The sequence below is a fragment of the Agrobacterium radiobacter genome, assembly GCF_040801995.1.
Classification (GTDB): Bacteria; Pseudomonadota; Alphaproteobacteria; order Rhizobiales; family Rhizobiaceae; genus Agrobacterium; species Agrobacterium radiobacter.
In genome coordinates this window covers 1,572,060-1,591,921 of record NZ_JBEGHX010000001.1, presented here as the reverse complement: position 1 = coordinate 1,591,921, position 19,862 = coordinate 1,572,060, and the positions used below count along the sequence as shown (strand labels likewise).

The following is a 19,862-nucleotide window of genomic DNA, read 5'->3' as shown; positions in this document are numbered from 1 at the left end:
AACAGGGGCAGCAGCTAGCCTCTCAAGGAGACAAGGCATGAACCAAGAGGTCATGAATCTTTTCAATCCTCAGGTGCCTGCGCAGCATTTCGATTCCATCCGGATTTCGATCGCTTCGCCGGAAAAAATCCTGTCGTGGTCCTACGGCGAGATCAAGAAGCCGGAAACCATCAACTACCGTACGTTCAAGCCGGAACGCGACGGTCTTTTCTGCGCGCGTATTTTCGGACCGATCAAGGACTACGAGTGCCTGTGCGGCAAGTACAAGCGCATGAAGTACAAGGGCATCATCTGCGAAAAGTGCGGCGTCGAAGTGACGCTGTCGCGCGTTCGCCGTGAGCGCATGGGCCATATCGAGCTCGCAGCGCCGGTTGCCCACATCTGGTTCCTGAAGTCGCTTCCTTCGCGTATCTCGACCCTGCTCGACATGACGCTGAAGGATGTCGAGCGCGTTCTCTATTTCGAGAACTACATCGTCACGGAACCCGGCCTCACTTCGCTGAAGCAGAACCAGCTTCTGTCCGAAGAAGAGTACATGATTGCCGTCGACGAGTTCGGCGAAGACCAGTTCACCGCCATGATCGGCGCTGAAGCCATCTATGAGATGCTGGCTTCGATGAACCTCGAAAAGATCGCTGGCGACCTGCGTGCCGAACTTGCTGAGACCACGTCTGATCTCAAGCAGAAGAAGCTGATGAAGCGCCTGAAGATCGTCGAGAACTTCATGGAGAGCGGCAACCGTCCGGAATGGATGATCATGAAGGTCGTTCCGGTCATTCCGCCGGACCTGCGTCCGCTGGTTCCGCTGGATGGCGGTCGTTTCGCGACGTCCGACCTTAACGATCTCTATCGCCGCGTCATCAACCGTAACAACCGTCTGAAGCGCCTGATCGAGCTTCGTGCGCCTGGCATCATCATCCGCAACGAAAAGCGTATGTTGCAGGAATCCGTCGATGCGCTGTTCGACAACGGCCGTCGCGGCCGCGTCATCACGGGTGCCAACAAGCGTCCGCTGAAGTCGCTCTCCGACATGCTCAAGGGCAAGCAGGGCCGCTTCCGCCAGAACCTTCTCGGCAAGCGCGTCGACTATTCCGGTCGTTCGGTCATCGTGACCGGTCCGGAGCTGAAGCTGCACCAGTGCGGCCTGCCGAAGAAGATGGCGCTCGAACTGTTCAAGCCGTTCATCTACGCCCGCCTCGACGCCAAGGGTTACTCCTCGACCGTCAAGCAGGCCAAGAAGCTGGTTGAAAAGGAAAAGCCTGAAGTTTGGGATATCCTCGACGAGGTCATCCGCGAACATCCGGTTCTCCTGAACCGCGCACCGACGCTGCACCGTCTGGGTATCCAGGCTTTCGAACCCATGCTGGTCGAAGGCAAGGCCATCCAGCTGCACCCGCTCGTCTGCACGGCCTTCAACGCCGACTTCGACGGTGACCAGATGGCTGTTCACGTTCCGCTTTCGCTGGAAGCCCAGCTGGAAGCGCGCGTGTTGATGATGTCGACCAACAACATCCTGCATCCGGCAAACGGCCACCCGATCATCGTTCCTTCGCAGGACATGGTTCTCGGCCTGTATTACCTGTCGATCATGAACCAGAACGAGCCGGGCGAAGGCATGGCCTTCTCGGATATCGGCGAACTGCATCACGCGCTTGAAAACAAGGTCGTGACGCTGCATGCCAAGATCCGTGGTCGCTTCAAGACCGTGGATGCCGACGGCAAGCCGGTTTCCAAGATCCATGAAACGACCCCTGGCCGTATGCTGATTGGCGAACTTCTGCCGAAGAACGTCAACGTGCCTTTCGACGTCTGCAACCAGGAAATGACCAAGAAGAACATCTCCAAGATGATCGACACGGTCTACCGTCATTGCGGCCAGAAAGACACGGTCATCTTCTGCGACCGCATCATGCAGCTCGGCTTTGCCCATGCCTGCCGCGCCGGCATTTCGTTCGGCAAGGACGACATGGTCATTCCGGACAGCAAGGTGAAGATCGTCGGTGACACCGAAGCTCTCGTGAAGGAATACGAACAGCAGTATAATGATGGTCTCATCACCCAGGGCGAAAAGTACAACAAGGTTGTCGACGCCTGGGGCAAGGCTACCGAAAAGGTCGCCGAAGAAATGATGGCACGCATCAAGGCTGTCGAGTTCGATCCGGAAACGGGCCGCCAGAAGCCGATGAACTCCATCTACATGATGTCCCACTCGGGCGCCCGTGGTTCTCCGAACCAGATGCGTCAGCTGGGCGGCATGCGCGGCCTGATGGCGAAGCCGTCGGGTGAAATCATCGAGACGCCGATCATCTCGAACTTCAAGGAAGGCCTGACCGTTAACGAGTACTTCAACTCGACCCACGGTGCCCGTAAGGGTCTGGCAGACACCGCCTTGAAGACGGCGAACTCGGGTTACCTTACCCGTCGTCTCGTCGACGTCGCGCAGGATTGCATCGTCAACTCCGTGGATTGCGGCACCGACAAGGGCCTCACCATGACCGCCATCGTCGATGCCGGTCAGGTTGTTGCCTCGCTTGGCGCACGTATCCTCGGCCGTACGGCTCTGGACGATATCGATCATCCGGTTTCCGGCGAGAACATCGTCAAGGCCGGCACGCTTATCGATGAGGCCGATGTGGCCGCCATCGAAAAGGCGGGCATCCAGTCCGTTCGCATCCGCTCTGCTTTGACCTGCGAAGTGCAGATCGGCGTCTGCGGCGTCTGCTACGGTCGTGACCTTGCACGCGGTACGCCTGTCAACATGGGCGAAGCCGTTGGCGTCATCGCCGCACAGTCGATCGGTGAACCGGGCACGCAGCTCACCATGCGTACGTTCCACCTTGGCGGTACGGCGAACGTGGTCGACCAGTCGTTCCTCGAAGCGTCTTATGAAGGCACGATCCAGATCAAGAACCGCAACATCCTGCGGAACTCGGAAGGCGTTCTCATCGCCATGGGCCGTAACATGTCCGTTACGATCCTTGATGAGCGCGGCGCGGAACGTTCCTCGCAGCGTGTCGCTTACGGTTCGAAGATCTTCGTGGATGATGGCGACAAGGTTAAGCGTGGCCAGCGTCTTGCAGAGTGGGACCCCTACACCCGTCCGATGATGACGGAAGTGGAAGGTACCGTTCACTTCGAAGACCTCGTCGACGGTCTCTCCGTTCTGGAAGCGACCGACGAATCCACCGGCATCACCAAGCGTCAGGTCATTGACTGGCGTTCGACGCCGCGCGGTTCGGACTTGAAGCCCGCGATCATCATCAAGGACGCTTCCGGCGCTGTGGCGAAGCTTAGCCGTGGTGGCGAAGCCCGCTTCCATCTGTCCGTGGACGCGATCCTGTCGGTCGAGCCGGGTTCCAAGGTCTCCCAGGGTGACGTGCTTGCACGTTCGCCGCTGGAAAGCGCCAAGACGAAGGACATCACCGGTGGTCTGCCGCGCGTTGCCGAACTGTTCGAAGCACGTCGTCCGAAGGATCACGCCATCATCGCCGAGATCGATGGTACGATCCGCCTCGGCCGCGACTACAAGAACAAGCGTCGCGTGATGATCGAGCCTGCGGAAGACGGCGTCGAGCCGGTCGAATACCTGATCCCGAAGGGCAAGCCCTTCCATCTTCAGGAAGGCGACTACATCGAGAAGGGCGAATACATTCTCGACGGCAACCCGGCGCCGCACGACATTCTGGCGATCAAGGGCGTGGAGGCTCTGGCTTCCTACCTCGTGAACGAAATCCAGGAAGTCTATCGACTCCAGGGCGTTGTGATCAACGACAAGCACATCGAGGTGATCGTTCGCCAGATGCTGCAGAAGGTTGAAATCACCGATGCTGGCGACAGCCAGTACATCGTTGGCGACAACGTCGATCGCATCGAGCTTGACGACAACAACGACCGCCTGATCGAAGAAGGCAAGAAGCCTGCCTATGGCGAGCCGGTTCTGCTCGGCATCACCAAGGCTTCGCTGCAGACGCCGTCCTTCATCTCGGCCGCATCCTTCCAGGAAACCACCAAGGTTCTCACGGAAGCTGCGATCGCCGGCAAGACGGACACGCTGCAGGGCCTCAAGGAAAACGTCATCGTCGGCCGTCTCATCCCGGCCGGTACCGGCGGCACCATGACGCAGATCCGCCGCATCGCCACCTCGCGCGACGACCTCATCCTCGAGGAACGCCGCAAGGGTACGGGTGCAGGCTCTGCGAACCAGATGCTGCAGGACATGACGGACCAGGCTCCGGCCGCCGAATAAGGTCAGACAGGGCAGGGGCTTTACGAAGCCCCGCCAAAGGTTCAATGGAAACGCCCGGAGCAATCCGGGCGTTTTTGTTTGTGTGGAAGCCACCGGCGAGTCAGCGCGATTTTACGATTTGTCTTTGAGATTATCTTCAGCCGCGCGGCGAGGGTCAGCTCTGTTCGCGGATGTTATAGCGGGTGAGAACGGAGAGCCGGCGAACGAGATCAGTTTGGCCGGTGCTGCCAGTCTTCGCATAGATCGACTTGGCGTTGCTGCGCACCGTTTCATGGGAAATCTGCAATTGCTTCGCCACGGCGGGAAGCGAGAGCCCCTTCATGATTTCCAGAGCCACGCGGGCCTCGCCCTTGGTGAGATCGTATAGCCCTTTTAACAGTGACGTTGCATCGGTGATGGTGCCCATGGGTTGCGATATCAGCACGATGGCGGAACCTTTCGGGGACAAATCCAGTGCGTTCCTGCGCAACGGTATGACGTGGAGGATGCAGGACCGATCTTCGCCGGTCGGGAGGGGGAAAGAGCCGACATTATCTCCGGCGAGCGCCTTATAGAGCAGCCGGTTTACTCTTTCGTCTGACACCACGATCCTGTCGCGGGCACGGGTGGAAATACATTTCCTGAGAGAGAGAAACATGTCGTTTGCGGAGAGGATACGCCCGCTCGCCTGTAGCACCGCCGCTGGCGCGCCTATGGCGTTCAGCCCGAGCGTCATGGCGTCGGCCTTCTGTCGCTGCAGCCGGGTTGCGAGGGTGAGGCTGCGGGCAATGTGTGGCCTCAGCCGGCCCAGCGCCGCCATGGTTTCCGGCCCGATGACGCCGCTATCGAGTTTGCGTTCGAAAAGCACTGTCATTTCCGGATGATCCGGTGGCGCAATCTGCGTTGCCGCGCCATATCCCAATCCGCGCGGCATCAGGAAGTCACGCACGATCGGCAATCTGGCCCATTCGTCATGGGTGAAGACGTCAAAATCCTGTACGAAGGAAAACTGTCCTTCGCGGATTGCGCGGGTTAGGCGATCGTTGCGCCTGTTCCAGCCGCCTTCCATGAAGGCCTGCATCACGTCCTGCAGATTGGGGGTAAAGAGCCATGCCTCTTCCTCACCCTTGCCCCAGGTAAGCGCACCGCCCCAGAAATCCAGGCGGTTACCGATTGTCTCTATGACCTCAGCCCAGCGATCAGGGAAAAGTGCCGCCTCGTAAATGTCATCGATAATGTCTGCTGAAGATATATTATCCAACCCGCCACCGGAATTTTGCGCCGGTACTATTGTAAGCTCATATTTTGGTATTGTTCAACGGATAAAGAAATAATACTATTGTATTAAAAGTATATAATCTATGAGTGACTTAATATATTGATAAGTTTGCCGAAGGGGTCGCGCACGAAAAGGCGGCGTACGCCCCATGCCTCGACGGCGGGGCCGTATTCGATGGGCAGCCCGGCCTTCAGGATTCTGGCGTGGACCTCCTCGAAATCATCAACCTCGATCGAAAGGTCCGGCACATCATTGCCGGAGCCGCCTTCACTTGCGAAGCTGACCTGTGCTCTTGCTTCGAGCGGGCTGGCATGGGTGACGATCCAGCCGTGATCCATGGCGACGGGCATGCCGAGAATATCGCAATAAAACGCCTTCGCCCGCGCTGGGTCGGGCGTTTCTATATTGGCGACGACCCGTCTTACCGCCATGGATTTGCGCCTCAGGCGAAACGGATGATGGCGACTTCGCCTTCGAGCGCGCCCTGATAGGCGGAAGCGTGCGGCTCTTCATCGGGAACTTCGGTCAGCATGCCGATCTGGTCGAGGTCCGCTTCGATGAAGCCTTCCTCGGAAAGCGCGTTCAGCGTTTCGCGCACGGCGGTATCGTCGTCCGGCGCCCGCAAAATGACGTGGATGTCGATGCCTTCGGAATTGTCGTGCTCATAGGCCTTGCCGATGACGATGAAGACCATCGGCTCTTCGCGTCCGTTGTCGTTGTCGGGGAGGGTGCTCATGACGCGGTTCCTTGATCATTCGTTGCTGTAATGGGGGCCGATGGAATCGGTTCCGCCCGTGGCGGCGCTGCTCCGGCTCGCCACAGGGAATCAATAGACGGATTTTATGAAAAGCCAAAGCGTGGAGGTCGAAATCGCAGCCTTCTGCGCCGACTTATGTTAAAGCTGGCTGGAAATGGCCCGGACGCGGGCTTCGTGGCCGCGGGCGCGGGGGCAAAATGTGGATTCGCCCTTGACGAAAGCTGGCTAAAACAGTAGTACGCCCGCCATCGGAGCCTCTGTGGGTGCTGGCCGTTCGGAAAGCTTTTTCCCGAACATCATCTCAAACGGGTCTCCATTGCACGTAGAAGACACGAATGTTGCACGCAAGACGCCTCATCCGGTGTCCTCTGCTCTTGGTGGTCCATCCGTGAAACCGGATCGGGCCACGTTTTGCGCATGAGGATATATGCGTGCATCGTCGCCGGCAACGGCATAGCCGCCACCCGTGAGGGTGGCTTAAGTAGTTTTTGCAAGGGATGGTTATATGCCTACCGTAAACCAGCTGATCCGCAAGCCTCGCCAGGCACAGGTAAAGCGCAACAAGGTTCCTGCTCTTCAGGAAAACCCGCAGAAGCGTGGTGTTTGCACCCGCGTTTACACGACGACCCCGAGGAAGCCGAACTCGGCTCTGCGTAAGGTTGCCAAGATCCGCCTCACCAACGGCTTCGAAGTCATCGGTTACATTCCGGGCGAAGGTCACAACCTTCAGGAACACTCCGTGGTCATGATCCGCGGCGGCCGCGTAAAGGACTTGCCGGGTGTGCGTTACCACATCATCCGCGGTGTTCTCGATACCCAGGGCGTCAAGAACCGCAAGCAGCGCCGCTCCAAGTACGGTGCGAAGCGTCCGAAGTAATTCGGGTTTAACAAATTCCGGCGCTGCGCGAGGTTCTCCGCGTGGTAAAGCGTCAATAACATTGAGAGACAAAAAATATGTCCCGTCGCCATAGTGCAGAAAAGCGTGAGATCAACCCGGACCCGAAGTTCGGCGATCTGGTCGTCACCAAGTTCATGAACGCCATCATGCTTCACGGCAAGAAGTCGGTCGCAGAAAGCATCGTTTACGGCGCGTTCGACGTCGTTCAGGGCAAGACGAAGCAGGAGCCGCTCGGCGTGTTCCACTCCGCCCTCGACAACGTTGCTCCGCACGTTGAAGTGCGTTCGCGCCGCGTTGGTGGTGCCACCTATCAGGTTCCCGTCGACGTTCGCCCCGAGCGCCGTCAGGCCCTCGCTATTCGCTGGCTGATCACGGCTGCCCGCAAGCGCAACGAAACGACCATGGTCGATCGCCTTTCCGGCGAACTCATGGACGCTGCGAACAACCGCGGTTCTGCTGTCAAGAAGCGCGAAGACACGCACAAGATGGCCGACGCCAACCGCGCATTCTCGCATTACCGCTGGTAATCTTAACCGGTCGCATATCGAAAGGCAGTCCATTATGGCTCGCGAATATAAAATCGAAGACTACCGCAATTTCGGTATCATGGCGCATATCGACGCCGGCAAGACGACGACCACCGAGCGTATCCTTTATTACACCGGTAAGTCGCACAAGATCGGTGAAGTTCACGATGGCGCAGCCACGATGGACTGGATGGAACAGGAGCAGGAGCGTGGTATCACCATCACCTCCGCTGCCACCACGACCTTCTGGAAGGGTCGCGACGGCAAGATGCGCCGCTTCAACATCATCGACACCCCCGGCCACGTCGACTTCACCATTGAAGTTGAGCGTTCGCTGCGCGTTCTCGACGGAGCCATCGCGCTGCTCGACGCCAACGCCGGTGTTGAGCCGCAGACGGAAACCGTCTGGCGCCAGGCCGAGAAGTATCATGTTCCGCGCATGATCTTCTGTAACAAGATGGACAAGACCGGCGCTGACTTCTACCGCTCGGTAGAAATGATCAAGACCCGTCTCGGCGCCATCGCCGTTGTCATGCAGCTGCCGATCGGCGCTGAGACCGAGTTCAAGGGCGTTATCGACCTGATCGAGATGAACGCACTCATCTGGCGCGACGAATCGCTCGGCGCTCAGTGGGACGTCGTCGAAATTCCTGAAGACATGAAGGCCAAGGCTGACGAATATCGCGAAAAGCTGATCGAGACCGTTGTCGAGATCGACGAAGAAGCGATGGAAGACTACCTGAACGGCATCATGCCCGACAACGAAAAGATCCGTGCGCTCGTTCGCCGCGGCACCATCGACGTGAAGTTCCACCCGATGTTCTGCGGTACCGCGTTCAAGAACAAGGGCGTTCAGCCGCTTCTCGACGCCGTCGTCGACTACCTGCCTTCGCCGCTGGACATTCCCGCGATCAAGGGCATCGACTTCAAGACCGAAGCCGAAATCGAGCGTCATGCCGATGACAGCGAGCCGCTTTCCATGCTCGCGTTCAAGATCATGAACGACCCCTTCGTCGGTTCGCTGACCTTCGCCCGCATCTACTCCGGCAAGCTCGAAAAGGGCACGTCGGTCATCAACACGGTCAAGGACAAGCGCGAGCGCGTCGGCCGTATGCTGCAGATGCATTCCAACAGCCGTGAAGACATCGAAGAAGCCTTTGCCGGCGACATCGTTGCTCTGGCTGGCCTCAAGGAAACCACCACTGGCGATACGCTCTGCGATCCGCTGAAGCCGGTTATCCTCGAGCGCATGGAATTCCCCGAGCCGGTCATCCAGATCGCCATCGAGCCGAAGACCAAGGGCGACCAGGAAAAGATGGGCCTCGCGCTCAACCGTCTGGCTGCTGAAGATCCTTCGTTCCGCGTCAAGACGGATGAAGAATCCGGTCAGACGATCATCGCAGGCATGGGCGAACTTCACCTCGACATTCTCGTTGACCGTATGCGTCGCGAGTTCAAGGTTGAAGCTACCGTCGGCGCTCCGCAGGTTGCCTACCGCGAAACCATCACGCGTCAGCACGAAGAAGACTACACGCACAAGAAGCAGTCCGGTGGTACCGGTCAGTTCGCTCGCGTGAAGATCATCTTCGAACCGAACCCCGAAGGCGAAGACTTCAAGTTCGAATCGAAGATCGTCGGTGGTGCTGTTCCGAAGGAATACATCCCGGGCGTTCAGAAGGGTATCGAAAGCGTTCTGTCTTCCGGTCCGCTGGCTGGCTTCCCGATGCTCGGCGTCAAGGCGACGCTGGTCGACGGTGCATTCCACGATGTTGACTCGTCGGTTCTCGCCTTCGAAATCGCATCGCGTGCCTGCTTCCGTGAAGCAGCGAAGAAGGCTGGCGCACAGCTTCTCGAGCCGATGATGAAGGTCGAAGTCGTAACGCCGGAAGACTATGTCGGTGACGTTATCGGCGACCTGAACTCCCGTCGTGGTCAGATCCAGGGCCAGGAAAGCCGTGGTATCGCCGTCGTCATCAACGCGCATGTTCCGCTCGCGAACATGTTCAAGTACGTCGACAACCTGCGCTCCATGTCGCAGGGCCGTGCACAGTACTCGATGACGTTCGACCACTATTCGCCGGTTCCGTCGAACGTGGCGCAGGAAATCCAGGCAAAGTACTCCGGTCAGAAGTGATCGGGGTACGCCCCACCGAATTTTGAAGATTATTCCCGTCAAGGGACAAGAATGGAGAGCCACTAATGGCAAAGAGCAAGTTCGAGCGCAATAAGCCGCACGTCAACATTGGCACGATCGGTCACGTTGACCATGGCAAGACGTCGCTGACGGCAGCAATCACGAAGTTCTTCGGCGAGTTCAAGGCGTATGACCAGATCGACGCGGCTCCGGAAGAAAAGGCTCGTGGTATCACGATCTCGACGGCACACGTTGAATACGAGACGCCTGCCCGTCACTACGCGCACGTCGACTGCCCCGGCCACGCCGACTACGTGAAGAACATGATCACCGGTGCTGCCCAGATGGACGGCGCGATCCTGGTTTGCTCTGCAGCTGACGGCCCGATGCCGCAGACGCGCGAGCACATCCTGCTCGCCCGTCAGGTTGGCGTTCCGGCGATCGTCGTGTTCCTCAACAAGGTCGACCAGGTTGACGACGCCGAGCTTCTCGAGCTCGTCGAGCTTGAAGTTCGCGAACTTCTGTCGTCCTACGACTTCCCGGGCGACGACATTCCGATCATCAAGGGTTCGGCACTTGCCGCTCTTGAAGATTCTGACAAGAAGATCGGTGAAGACGCGATCCGCGAGCTGATGGCTGCTGTTGACGCCTACATCCCGACGCCTGAGCGTCCGATCGACCAGCCGTTCCTGATGCCGATCGAAGACGTGTTCTCGATCTCTGGCCGTGGTACGGTTGTGACGGGTCGCGTAGAGCGCGGTATCGTCAAGGTTGGTGAAGAAGTCGAAATCGTCGGCATCCGTCCGACGTCGAAGACGACGGTTACCGGCGTTGAAATGTTCCGCAAGCTGCTCGACCAGGGCCAGGCTGGCGACAACATCGGTGCACTCGTTCGCGGTGTTACCCGTGACGGCGTTGAGCGTGGTCAGATCCTGTGCAAGCCGGGTTCGGTCAAGCCGCACAAGAAGTTCATGGCAGAAGCCTACATCCTGACGAAGGAAGAAGGCGGCCGTCATACGCCGTTCTTCACGAACTACCGTCCGCAGTTCTACTTCCGTACGACTGACGTGACCGGCATCGTGTCGCTTCCGGAAGGCACGGAAATGGTTATGCCTGGCGACAACGTCACCGTTGAAGTCGAGCTGATCGTTCCGATCGCGATGGAAGAAAAGCTGCGCTTTGCTATCCGCGAAGGCGGCCGTACGGTCGGCGCCGGCATCGTGGCTTCGATCGTCGAGTAATTTCGACCATTGAAATTCTGACTGGCGGCGGTGTGAACAACACCGCCGCCGGCCTTTTAGTAAAAAGCCTGGCGGCGTTGCATTTTTAGTGCTTGAAAAATTCGGTGAAAGCGCGTAAACGCGCACTCACAATCACCGCTGGATTCGCAAGCGATTGCGGAGCGCGGTGTTTTTAGCAATACAGACTACCGAAATGATTGGGGTGTAACGCTCATCCCTCTCGATTTTTGAAAATCTGCGGCGCCACGATCAATAGAAGTTCATGTGTTTCCGCGTGCGGAAACGAATAACAAAGAACAAGGACAAGACGAATGAACGGCCAGAATATCCGTATCCGCCTCAAGGCGTTCGATCACCGGATCCTCGATGCCTCTACCCGTGAAATCGTGTCGACCGCAAAGCGCACCGGCGCCAGCGTTCGCGGCCCGGTTCCGCTCCCCACCCGCATCGAAAAGTTTACCGTCAACCGCTCTCCCCACGTTGATAAGAAGAGCCGTGAACAGTTCGAAATGCGGACGCACAAGCGTCTTCTCGATATCGTTGACCCCACCCCGCAGACTGTCGATGCTTTGATGAAGCTCGACCTCGCTGCTGGCGTTGACGTGGAAATCAAGCTCTAAGACCCGGCCCGATCCATCCAAGGTGAGGGCTGAAGTAACAAGGCCGGGCTTCACCCTCGGGTGAAGGCCAATAACAAGGAAGGTACGTGGAGAAATCCAACGACTTCCAAACCGGAGACCGGAAACATCGTGAGATGTCGAAGGGCACTCCTTAACAAAGGCCAGAGAGGGTTTTCCCTTCAAGGCTCGCAAGAGGATGAACCAATGCGTTCAGGTGTGATTGCACAGAAAGTGGGTATGACACGCGTCTATAACGACGCAGGTGAACATATCCCTGTAACAGTATTGCGACTGGATAACGTACAAGTCGTTGCCCAGCGCACGGAAGACAAGAATGGCTACACCGCAGTTCAGCTCGGTGCCGGCCAGTCCAAGGTCAAGAACACGACGAAGGCGCTTCGCGGTCATTTTGCCGCTGCCAACGTCGAGCCGAAAGCCAAGCTCGTCGAGTTCCGGGTTTCCCCCGAGAACCTGATCGACATCGGTGCAACACTGACCGCAAATCATTTTCAGTCCGGCCAGCTGGTCGACGTCACTGGAACCACGATCGGTAAAGGTTTTGCCGGTGCTATGAAGCGTCACAACTTCGGTGGTGGCCGCGCTTCGCACGGTAACTCCGTATCGCACCGTGCACACGGTTCGACCGGTAACAACCAGGATCCGGGCCGCGTCTGGAAGGGCAAGCGCATGGCTGGTCATATGGGCCAGACGCGCGTTACGACCCAGAACCTCGAAGTCGTTTCGACCGATGAAGACCGTGGCCTCATCCTCGTGAAGGGTGCAGTTCCCGGCTCGAAGGGTTCCTGGATCATCGTCCGCGACGCCGTCAAGTCGGCTGCGAAGTAAGGGAGCCTTATCATGGAATTGAACGTCAAAACCCTCGAGGGAAAAGACGCCGGCAAGGTTTCTCTGTCGGATGAGATCTTCGGCCTCGACCCCCGCCAGGACATCCTGGCCCGTATGGTTCGCTGGCAGCTTGCAAAGAAGCAGCAGGGAACCCACAAGTCCAAGAACCGGTCGGAAGTTTCCCGCACCGGCGCGAAGATGTACAAGCAGAAGGGTACGGGCCGCGCTCGTCACCATTCGGCTCGCGCACCGCAGTTCCGCGGCGGCGGCAAGGCCCACGGCCCGGTCGTTCGCAGCCACGCACATGACCTTCCCAAGAAGGTTCGTGCGCTTGCTCTGCGTCACGCCCTGTCTGCAAAGCTGAAGGCTGAAGAACTGATCATCGTCGATCAGCTGGTCGCGTCCGAAGCAAAGACCAAGGCTCTGCTGGGCAGCTTCGCTTCGCTTGGCCTGACCAACGCTCTCGTCATCGGCGGCGCCGAACTTGATGGCAACTTCAAGCTCGCTGCTCAGAACATCCCGAATGTGGACGTTCTGCCGGTACAGGGCATCAATGTTTACGACATCCTGCGCCGTGGCAAGCTGGTGCTTTCCAAGGCTGCTGTAGAGGCTCTGGAGGAGCGGTTCAAATGACGGATCTTCGCCACTACGATGTGATCGTATCTCCTTCGATCACGGAAAAGTCGACGCTGGTATCCGAACAGAACCAGGTCGTATTCAACGTCGCCAAAAGCGCTTCCAAGCCTGAAATCAAGGCTGCCGTGGAAGCTCTCTTCGGCGTCAAAGTCACGGCTGTGAACACGCTTATCCGCAAGGGTAAGACCCGTCGTTTCCGTGGGTTCGCCGGTAAGCTGAAGGACGTCAAGAAAGCCGTCGTTACGCTCGCCGAAGGTCAATCCATCGACGTGTCCACCGGACTCTAAAGGTTAGGCCCAAGCGGGCAAAGACCCAAAAGGGAACAAGAATATGGCATTGAAAAGTTTCAATCCGACCACGCCGAGCCAGCGTCAGCTGGTTATCGTGGACCGCGCTTCGCTCTACAAGGGCAAGCCGGTAAAGGCTCTCACCCAGGGCCTCAGCTCCAAGGGTGGCCGTAACAACCAGGGCCGGATCACCGTCCGTTTCCAGGGTGGCGGTCACAAGCGGACCTACCGTCTGGTTGACTTCAAGCGTCGCAAGTTCGACGTTGAAGGCACCGTTGAACGTTTGGAATACGACCCCAACCGCACCGCGTTCATCGCGCTGGTTACGTATACCGACGGCGAACAGGCTTACATTCTCGCGCCACAGCGTCTCGCTGCCGGTGACAAGGTGATCGCCTCCGACAAGGCAGTGGACGTGAAGCCCGGCAACACCATGCCGCTTCAGTACATTCCTGTTGGTTCGATCATCCACAACGTCGAGATGAAGCCGGGCAAGGGCGGTCAGATCGCTCGCTCCGCCGGTACGTATGTCCAGCTCGTCGGCCGCGATGCCGGTATGGCCATCCTGCGTCTCAACTCGGGCGAACAGCGTCTGGTGCACGGCTCCTGCCTCGCATCGATCGGCGCTGTTTCGAACTCGGATCACGGCAACATCAACGACGGTAAAGCCGGTCGTTCGCGTTGGCGTGGCAAGCGTCCGCACGTTCGCGGCGTCGTCATGAACCCGGTCGACCACCCGCACGGTGGTGGTGAAGGTCGCACGTCGGGTGGTCGCCACCCGGTTACTCCGTGGGGTAAACCCACGAAGGGCAAGCGCACCCGTTCGAACAAGTCGACCGACAAGTTCATCATGCGCTCGCGCCATCAGCGTAAGAAGTAAGAGAGGTAGTCACTAATGGCTCGTTCAGTATGGAAAGGTCCGTTTGTTGACGGCTATCTTCTCACCAAGGCTGAGAAGGTGCGCGAGAGCGGACGTAACGAAGTAATCAAGATCTGGAGCCGTCGCTCCACGATCCTGCCGCAGTTCGTTGGTCTGACGTTCGGCGTCTACAACGGCAGCAAGCATGTGCCCGTCTCCGTCAACGAAGACATGGTCGGACACAAGTTCGGTGAATTCTCTCCGACCCGTACCTATTACGGTCACGGCGCGGACAAGAAGGCAAAGAGGAAGTAATCATGGCGAAGGCTAAGACCGAACGCCGGCTGAAGGACAATGAGGCTCAGGCCATTGCCCGTACGCTCCGCGTCAGCCCCCAGAAACTGAACCTGGTTGCCGCTCTTATCCGTGGCAAGAAGGTTGATCGCGCTCTCGCCGAGCTCGAATTCTCCCGCAAGCGCATTGCAGGCACCGTCAAGAAGACGCTCGAATCTGCAATTGCCAATGCGGAAAACAACCATGACCTCGACGTCGACGCTCTCGTCGTCGCCGAGGCCTATGTTGGCAAGTCCATCACCATGAAGCGTTTCCACGCCCGTGGCCGTGGTCGTGCTTCCCGCATTGAAAAGCCGTTCTCTCACCTCACGATCGTTGTTCGTGAAGTTGAGGAAAAAGGGGAGGCCGCATAATGGGTCAGAAAATCAATCCGATCGGCTTCCGCCTCGGCATCAACCGTACCTGGGACAGCCGCTGGTACGCTGACACCGCAGAATACGGCAAGCTTCTGCATGAAGACCTGAAGATCCGGGCTTACCTGATCAAGGAACTCAAGCAGGCCGGTATCGCCAAGGTCGTCATTGAGCGTCCGCACAAGAAGTGCCGCGTCACGATCCACTCGGCTCGTCCGGGTCTGATCATCGGCAAGAAGGGTGCAGACATCGAGAAGCTTCGCAAGAAGCTTTCCGAAATGACCAACTCCGAAACGCACCTCAACATCGTTGAAGTGCGCAAGCCGGAAATCGACGCGACGCTGGTTGCCCAGTCGATCGCTCAGCAGCTCGAGCGCCGCGTGGCTTTCCGCCGTGCGATGAAGCGTGCTGTTCAGTCCGCAATGCGTCTTGGCGCCGAAGGCATCAAGATCACCTGCGGCGGCCGTCTCGGTGGTGCAGAAATCGCTCGTACCGAATGGTACCGCGAAGGTCGCGTTCCGTTGCACACGCTGCGTGCGGACATTGACTACGGCACAGCCGAAGCTGAAACCGCATTCGGCATCTGCGGCATCAAGGTCTGGATCTTCAAGGGCGAAATCCTTGAGCACGATCCGATGGCTTCTGAGCGTCGCGGTCTCGAAGGCGACGCACAGGGCCCTGCAAGCCGTGAGCGTGGCGATCGTTCCGATCGTCGTCGCGAAAACGCTTGATTGACGCTGGCGAAAGATAAGCTCGGAGAAGTAAGAAAATGTTGCAGCCAAAGCGTACTAAGTACCGTAAGCAGTTCAAGGGACGCATCAAAGGCGTCGCCAAGGGCGGCTTTGACCTGGCATTCGGTGAATTCGGCTTGAAGTCGCAGGAACCGAACCGCGTGAATGCACGCGAGATCGAAGCGGCCCGCCGCGCGATCACGCGTTACATGAAGCGCGCAGGTCGTGTGTGGATCCGCGTATTCCCCGACGTTCCGGTTACGGCCAAGCCGACCGAAGTTCGTATGGGTAAGGGCAAGGGTTCGGTCGATTACTGGGCATGCAAGGTCAAGCCCGGTCGTATGATGTTCGAGATCGACGGTGTTACCGAGGAGATCGCCCGTGAGGCGCTTCGTCTCGGCGCTGCCAAGCTCTCGGTCAAGACGCGCTTCGTACAGCGCATCGCAGAGTAAGGAGCAAGGCACATGAAAGCCGATGAAGTTCGCGGCCTCAGCGCCGACCAGCTCAAGGACAAGCTCGCCGATCTGAAGAAGGAGCAGTTCAACCTGCGCTTCCAGAAGGCGACTGGTCAGCTGGAGAAGTCCTCGCGCATCAACGAAGTCCGCAAGGATATCGCCCGCGTTAAAACCATTGCCCGCCAGAAGGCGGCAGAAGCCAAGGCCTAAGGAAAAATAATATGCCGAAACGCATTCTGCAGGGCGTCGTTGTGTCCGACAAGAACGAGAAGACTGTCGTAGTTCGTGTTGAGCGTCGATTCGCTCACCCGCTGCTTCAGAAGACCGTTCGTCGTTCGAAGAAGTACAAGGCACACGACGAGAACAATCAGTATAAGGTCGGCGATGTCGTTTCCATCGAGGAATGCGCACCGATCTCCAAGGACAAGCGCTGGACGGTCGTATCCGCCCAGGCTTAATTTCATCAGAATCGCGCCAGGTCTCTTGAACTTGGCGCGAATTCCTGTATGAAGCACCGCAAGGACGCTCGTGAATCGAGCGTCTTTTGCTTTGATGCGCACGGAAGGTCCTTCGGGAAACCACCCTGTCACGACATTTCCGCGCAAGACGAAGATATATTCATAAGCTGGGGCAGGGGGCTCGCTCGGGAGAGTTTGCCCAACCGTTCCGGTAACAACAAGAAGGCGACCTGACATGATTCAGATGCAAACAAACCTCGACGTGGCGGATAATTCCGGCGCACGTCGTGTCATGTGCATCAAGGTGCTGGGCGGCTCGAAGCGCAAATATGCTTCTGTTGGCGACATTATTGTCGTTTCCATCAAGGAAGCTATTCCGCGCGGCCGCGTCAAGAAGGGCGACGTGATGAAGGCGGTTGTCGTTCGCACCGCCAAGGACATCCGCCGCGCTGACGGCAGCGTCATCCGTTTCGATAACAACGCAGCCGTTCTTATCGACAACAAGAAAGAGCCGATCGGCACCCGTATCTTCGGACCGGTTCCGCGTGAACTTCGCGCCAAGAACCACATGAAGATCATCTCGCTGGCTCCAGAAGTGCTGTAAGGAGCTATAGCGATGCAGAAAATTCGTAAAGGCGACAAGGTTGTCGTATTGACCGGTAAGGACAAGGGCCGTACCGGCGAAGTAATCCAGGTGATGCCGAAAGAAGACCGTGCCGTTGTGCGTGGCGTAAACATGGTGAGGCGTCACCAGCGCCAGACCCAGGCACAGGAAGCCGGCATCATCAACAAGGAAGCATCCTTGCACATCTCCAACATCGCCATCGTCGACAAGGATGGCAAGCCGACCCGCGTTGGCTTCTCTGTTGTGGATGGCAAGAAGGTCCGCGTGGCCAAGCGTTCGGGAGAAGTGATCGATGGCTGATAAGTACGAGCCGCGTCTCAAGACGGAATACGTTTCCCGTATCCGTGGCGCCATGCAGGAGAAGTTCTCCTACGCCAACGTGATGATGATCCCGAAGCTTGAAAAGATCGTGATCAACATGGGTGTTGGCGAGGCAACTGCCGACTCCAAGAAGCCCACGATTGCTGCCGCCGATCTGGCTGCAATTGCCGGCCAGAAGCCGGTCGTTACCCGCGCTCGCAACTCGATCGCTGGTTTCAAGGTTCGCGAAGGCATGCCGATCGGTGCGAAGGTTACCCTTCGTGGCGCACGCATGTACGAATTCCTTGATCGTCTGGTCAACATCGCGCTGCCGCGCGTTCGCGACTTCCGGGGCCTGAACCCGAAGAGCTTTGACGGCCGTGGCAACTTCGCCATGGGCATCAAGGAACACATTGTGTTCCCTGAGATCAACTACGATAAGGTTGATCAGATGTGGGGCATGGACATCATCGTTTGCACGACGGCGACGTCGGACGACGAAGCTCGGGCTCTGCTGACAGAGTTCAACTTCCCGTTCCGTCACTAACCGTAACGACGAGCGTAGAAAAGGAACTCCGATATGGCGAAAACAAGCGCAGTTGAAAAGAACAAGCGCCGCCGCAAGTCGGTCGCCCAGCAGGCCGCCAAGCGCGCTGCACTGAAGGCGATCGTGATGAACCAGTCCCTTCCGATCGAAGACCGGTTCAAGGCCACTCTGAAGCTCGCTTCGCTGCCGCGTGACGGCTCGAAGACGCGTATCCGCAACCGCTGCGAAGTAACGGGCCGTCCGCGCGCGTTCTATCGCAAGCTCAAGATGTCGCGTATCGCGCTTCGTGAGCTGGGCAATTCCGGCAAGGTGCCGGGCATTGTCAAGTCGAGCTGGTAAGGAGACGGGCACATGACCATGACTGATCCTTTGGGTGATATGCTCACCCGCATCCGCAATGGTGCCGCTCGCCGCAAGTCTGCGGTAAGCACGCCTGCTTCCAGCCTCCGCGCACGCGTTCTCGACGTGCTGCAGGCTGAAGGCTACATTCGCGGTTATTCCAAGGTCGATTTCGAAAACGGCAAGTCCGAATTCACGATCGAGCTGAAGTACTACGAAGGCGCGTCCGTGATCCGTGAGATCGGCCGCGTTTCCAAGCCGGGCCGCCGGGTTTATGTCTCGGTAAAGTCCATTCCGCAGGTCGCGAACGGCCTCGGCATCACCATCCTTTCGACCCCGAAGGGCGTGATGGCCGATCACCAGGCTCGCGAACAGAACGTTGGTGGCGAGGTTCTTTGCTCGGTCTTCTAAGACCCGAGCAAGGATCTCCATAACGAACAGACAGGATTGAATAATGTCTCGTATCGGTAAAAAGCCCGTTCCGGTTCCCGCAGGTGTGACGGCCAATGTCGACGGCCAGAAGGTCACTGCGAAGGGCCCGAAGGGTGAACTGTTTTTCGTCGCTAACGACGACATTCAGCTGAAGCTCGAAGATAACGGCGTTTCCGTAACGCCGGCTAACGGCACCAAGGAAGCTCGTTCGAAGTGGGGCATGTCCCGCACGATGATCGAGAACATCTTCAAGGGTGTTAAGGACGGTTACGAGCGCAAGCTCGAAATCAACGGCGTCGGTTACCGTGCCGCCATGCAGGGCAAGAACCTGCAGCTGGCTCTCGGCTTTTCCCACGACGTGGTTTACGAGCCGCCGGTCGGCATCACCATTGCCGTTCCGAAGCCGACGGAAATCATCGTTTCCGGCATCAACAAGCAGCAGGTTGGCCAGGTAGCCGCGGAAATCCGCGAATACCGCGGTCCCGAGCCCTACAAGGGTAAGGGCGTGAAGTACGCTGAAGAGCGTATTGTCCGCAAAGAAGGCAAGAAGAAGTAAGGATCACGCGAAATGGCTAGCAGGAAAGAAGCACTTGCACGTCGCGCGAGCCGTGTGCGCCGCCAGATCAAGGCGGTTGCCAACGGCCGCCCGCGCCTGTCGGTTCATCGCTCGTCGAAGAACATCTACGCCCAGATCATCGATGACGTTGCTGGCAAGACGCTTGCGTCTGCCTCCACGCTCGAAGCAGATCTGCGCGGCTCGCTCAAGACCGGCGCCGACGTTGCAGCAGCAGCTGTCGTAGGCAAGCTGGTTGCCGAGCGTGGCGTCAAGGCTGGCGTCAAGGATGTCGTATTCGATCGTGGCGCGTTCATCTATCACGGCCGCATCAAGGCCCTGGCAGACGCTGCCCGCGAAAGCGGTCTGAACTTCTGATTTTTTTCCGCCCGGACAACGATCCGGG

26 protein-coding genes are annotated in these 19,862 nt (G+C 58.1%); 23 read left to right on the top strand and 3 right to left on the bottom strand.

Features of this window, described 5'->3' with window-relative positions; genetic code table 11:
* Window positions 1-37 precede the first annotated feature (37 nt).
* Entirely contained in the window at window positions 38-4,246 is a 4,209-nt protein-coding gene (rpoC, locus tag MRBLRC7O_RS08055; RefSeq protein ID WP_080866263.1) for a DNA-directed RNA polymerase subunit beta', read from the top strand.
* 154 nt (window positions 4,247-4,400) lie between these two features.
* On the opposite strand, the gene MRBLRC7O_RS08050 is transcribed toward rpoC, so the two are convergent.
* From MRBLRC7O_RS08050 to MRBLRC7O_RS08040, 3 genes are all read right to left on the bottom strand, one after another.
* Window positions 4,401-5,486 (bottom strand): helix-turn-helix transcriptional regulator, encoded by a 1,086-nt coding sequence (locus tag MRBLRC7O_RS08050; RefSeq protein WP_080866262.1) that lies wholly within the window; start codon window positions 5,484-5,486, stop codon window positions 4,401-4,403.
* 98 nt (window positions 5,487-5,584) lie between these two features.
* Window positions 5,585-5,935 carry a VOC family protein gene (locus MRBLRC7O_RS08045; RefSeq protein ID WP_003507721.1) on the bottom strand — a complete coding sequence of 117 codons (351 nt, stop codon included), beginning with the start codon at window positions 5,933-5,935 and terminating at the stop codon, window positions 5,585-5,587.
* 11 nt (window positions 5,936-5,946) lie between these two features.
* Window positions 5,947-6,240 carry a hypothetical protein gene (locus MRBLRC7O_RS08040; protein ID WP_003507722.1) on the bottom strand — a complete coding sequence of 98 codons (294 nt, stop codon included), beginning with the start codon at window positions 6,238-6,240 and terminating at the stop codon, window positions 5,947-5,949.
* Window positions 6,241-6,766: 526 nt separating this feature from the next.
* On the opposite strand from MRBLRC7O_RS08040, the gene rpsL reads away from it, so the two are divergent.
* The 22 genes from rpsL to rplR all read left to right on the top strand — a co-directional run bounded on the left by rpsL (window position 6,767) and on the right by rplR (window position 19,834).
* Window positions 6,767-7,138, top strand: a complete 372-nt coding sequence (rpsL, locus tag MRBLRC7O_RS08035) for a 30S ribosomal protein S12 (protein ID WP_010969193.1) — start codon at window positions 6,767-6,769, stop codon at window positions 7,136-7,138.
* Between the two features lie 77 nt (window positions 7,139-7,215).
* The gene (gene rpsG / locus MRBLRC7O_RS08030) at window positions 7,216-7,686 is read left to right on the top strand and encodes a 30S ribosomal protein S7 (protein WP_003507761.1); all 471 of its coding nucleotides are present in this window, start codon (window positions 7,216-7,218) and stop codon (window positions 7,684-7,686) included.
* Window positions 7,687-7,720: 34 nt separating this feature from the next.
* The gene (gene fusA, locus MRBLRC7O_RS08025) at window positions 7,721-9,820 is read left to right on the top strand and encodes an elongation factor G (protein ID WP_003507762.1); all 2,100 of its coding nucleotides are present in this window, start codon (window positions 7,721-7,723) and stop codon (window positions 9,818-9,820) included.
* A gap of 65 nt (window positions 9,821-9,885) precedes the next feature.
* Window positions 9,886-11,061: an elongation factor Tu gene (gene tuf / locus MRBLRC7O_RS08020; RefSeq protein WP_003507684.1), complete on the top strand. Its 1,176-nt coding sequence runs from the start codon at window positions 9,886-9,888 to the stop codon at window positions 11,059-11,061.
* A gap of 311 nt (window positions 11,062-11,372) precedes the next feature.
* Window positions 11,373-11,681, top strand: coding sequence for a 30S ribosomal protein S10 (rpsJ, locus tag MRBLRC7O_RS08015; RefSeq protein WP_003507767.1), 309 nt, complete (start codon window positions 11,373-11,375; stop codon window positions 11,679-11,681).
* A gap of 204 nt (window positions 11,682-11,885) precedes the next feature.
* Window positions 11,886-12,527, top strand: a complete 642-nt coding sequence (rplC, locus tag MRBLRC7O_RS08010) for a 50S ribosomal protein L3 (RefSeq protein ID WP_003507769.1) — start codon at window positions 11,886-11,888, stop codon at window positions 12,525-12,527.
* A gap of 12 nt (window positions 12,528-12,539) precedes the next feature.
* Window positions 12,540-13,160, top strand: coding sequence for a 50S ribosomal protein L4 (gene rplD / locus MRBLRC7O_RS08005; RefSeq protein ID WP_003495173.1), 621 nt, complete (start codon window positions 12,540-12,542; stop codon window positions 13,158-13,160).
* The gene (locus MRBLRC7O_RS08000) at window positions 13,157-13,450 is read left to right on the top strand and encodes a 50S ribosomal protein L23 (protein ID WP_003495178.1); all 294 of its coding nucleotides are present in this window, start codon (window positions 13,157-13,159) and stop codon (window positions 13,448-13,450) included. Before rplD ends, MRBLRC7O_RS08000 begins: the two co-directional genes overlap by 4 nt.
* Window positions 13,451-13,493: 43 nt before the next feature.
* The gene (gene rplB, locus MRBLRC7O_RS07995; protein ID WP_003507771.1) at window positions 13,494-14,330 is read left to right on the top strand and encodes a 50S ribosomal protein L2; all 837 of its coding nucleotides are present in this window, start codon (window positions 13,494-13,496) and stop codon (window positions 14,328-14,330) included.
* Window positions 14,331-14,345: 15 nt separating this feature from the next.
* Window positions 14,346-14,624, top strand: coding sequence for a 30S ribosomal protein S19 (rpsS, locus tag MRBLRC7O_RS07990; RefSeq protein WP_003507772.1), 279 nt, complete (start codon window positions 14,346-14,348; stop codon window positions 14,622-14,624).
* Window positions 14,625-14,626: 2 nt separating this feature from the next.
* Window positions 14,627-15,016: a 50S ribosomal protein L22 gene (gene rplV / locus MRBLRC7O_RS07985; protein WP_003495184.1), complete on the top strand. Its 390-nt coding sequence runs from the start codon at window positions 14,627-14,629 to the stop codon at window positions 15,014-15,016.
* Entirely contained in the window at window positions 15,016-15,747 is a 732-nt protein-coding gene (rpsC, locus tag MRBLRC7O_RS07980) for a 30S ribosomal protein S3 (RefSeq protein ID WP_003507773.1), read from the top strand. Before rplV ends, rpsC begins: the two co-directional genes overlap by 1 nt.
* Before the next feature lie 38 nt (window positions 15,748-15,785).
* On the top strand, window positions 15,786-16,199 hold the full coding sequence (gene rplP, locus MRBLRC7O_RS07975) for a 50S ribosomal protein L16 (protein ID WP_003507774.1): 414 nt from the start codon (window positions 15,786-15,788) through the stop codon (window positions 16,197-16,199).
* A 12-nt stretch (window positions 16,200-16,211) separates the two neighbouring features.
* Window positions 16,212-16,412 (top strand): 50S ribosomal protein L29, encoded by a 201-nt coding sequence (gene rpmC, locus MRBLRC7O_RS07970; RefSeq protein ID WP_003495193.1) that lies wholly within the window; start codon window positions 16,212-16,214, stop codon window positions 16,410-16,412.
* A gap of 11 nt (window positions 16,413-16,423) precedes the next feature.
* A complete protein-coding gene (gene rpsQ / locus MRBLRC7O_RS07965; RefSeq protein WP_003495195.1) occupies window positions 16,424-16,660 on the top strand; it encodes a 30S ribosomal protein S17 in 237 nt (78 codons plus the stop codon).
* A gap of 235 nt (window positions 16,661-16,895) precedes the next feature.
* Complete coding sequence (rplN, locus tag MRBLRC7O_RS07960) at window positions 16,896-17,264, top strand: 50S ribosomal protein L14 (RefSeq protein WP_003495199.1); 369 nt, start codon at window positions 16,896-16,898, stop codon at window positions 17,262-17,264.
* 12 nt (window positions 17,265-17,276) lie between these two features.
* On the top strand, window positions 17,277-17,585 hold the full coding sequence (rplX, locus tag MRBLRC7O_RS07955) for a 50S ribosomal protein L24 (RefSeq protein WP_367727407.1): 309 nt from the start codon (window positions 17,277-17,279) through the stop codon (window positions 17,583-17,585).
* Entirely contained in the window at window positions 17,578-18,132 is a 555-nt protein-coding gene (gene rplE / locus MRBLRC7O_RS07950) for a 50S ribosomal protein L5 (RefSeq protein WP_003507784.1), read from the top strand. The genes rplX and rplE overlap by 8 nt, the downstream gene beginning before the upstream one ends.
* 33 nt (window positions 18,133-18,165) lie before the next feature.
* A complete protein-coding gene (rpsN, locus tag MRBLRC7O_RS07945; RefSeq protein ID WP_003507785.1) occupies window positions 18,166-18,471 on the top strand; it encodes a 30S ribosomal protein S14 in 306 nt (101 codons plus the stop codon).
* Window positions 18,472-18,483: 12 nt separating this feature from the next.
* Window positions 18,484-18,882: a 30S ribosomal protein S8 gene (gene rpsH / locus MRBLRC7O_RS07940; protein WP_003507786.1), complete on the top strand. Its 399-nt coding sequence runs from the start codon at window positions 18,484-18,486 to the stop codon at window positions 18,880-18,882.
* Between the two features lie 43 nt (window positions 18,883-18,925).
* Entirely contained in the window at window positions 18,926-19,459 is a 534-nt protein-coding gene (gene rplF / locus MRBLRC7O_RS07935; protein ID WP_003495204.1) for a 50S ribosomal protein L6, read from the top strand.
* A gap of 12 nt (window positions 19,460-19,471) precedes the next feature.
* Window positions 19,472-19,834, top strand: a complete 363-nt coding sequence (gene rplR, locus MRBLRC7O_RS07930) for a 50S ribosomal protein L18 (RefSeq protein WP_003507787.1) — start codon at window positions 19,472-19,474, stop codon at window positions 19,832-19,834.
* Window positions 19,835-19,862 lie beyond the last annotated feature (28 nt).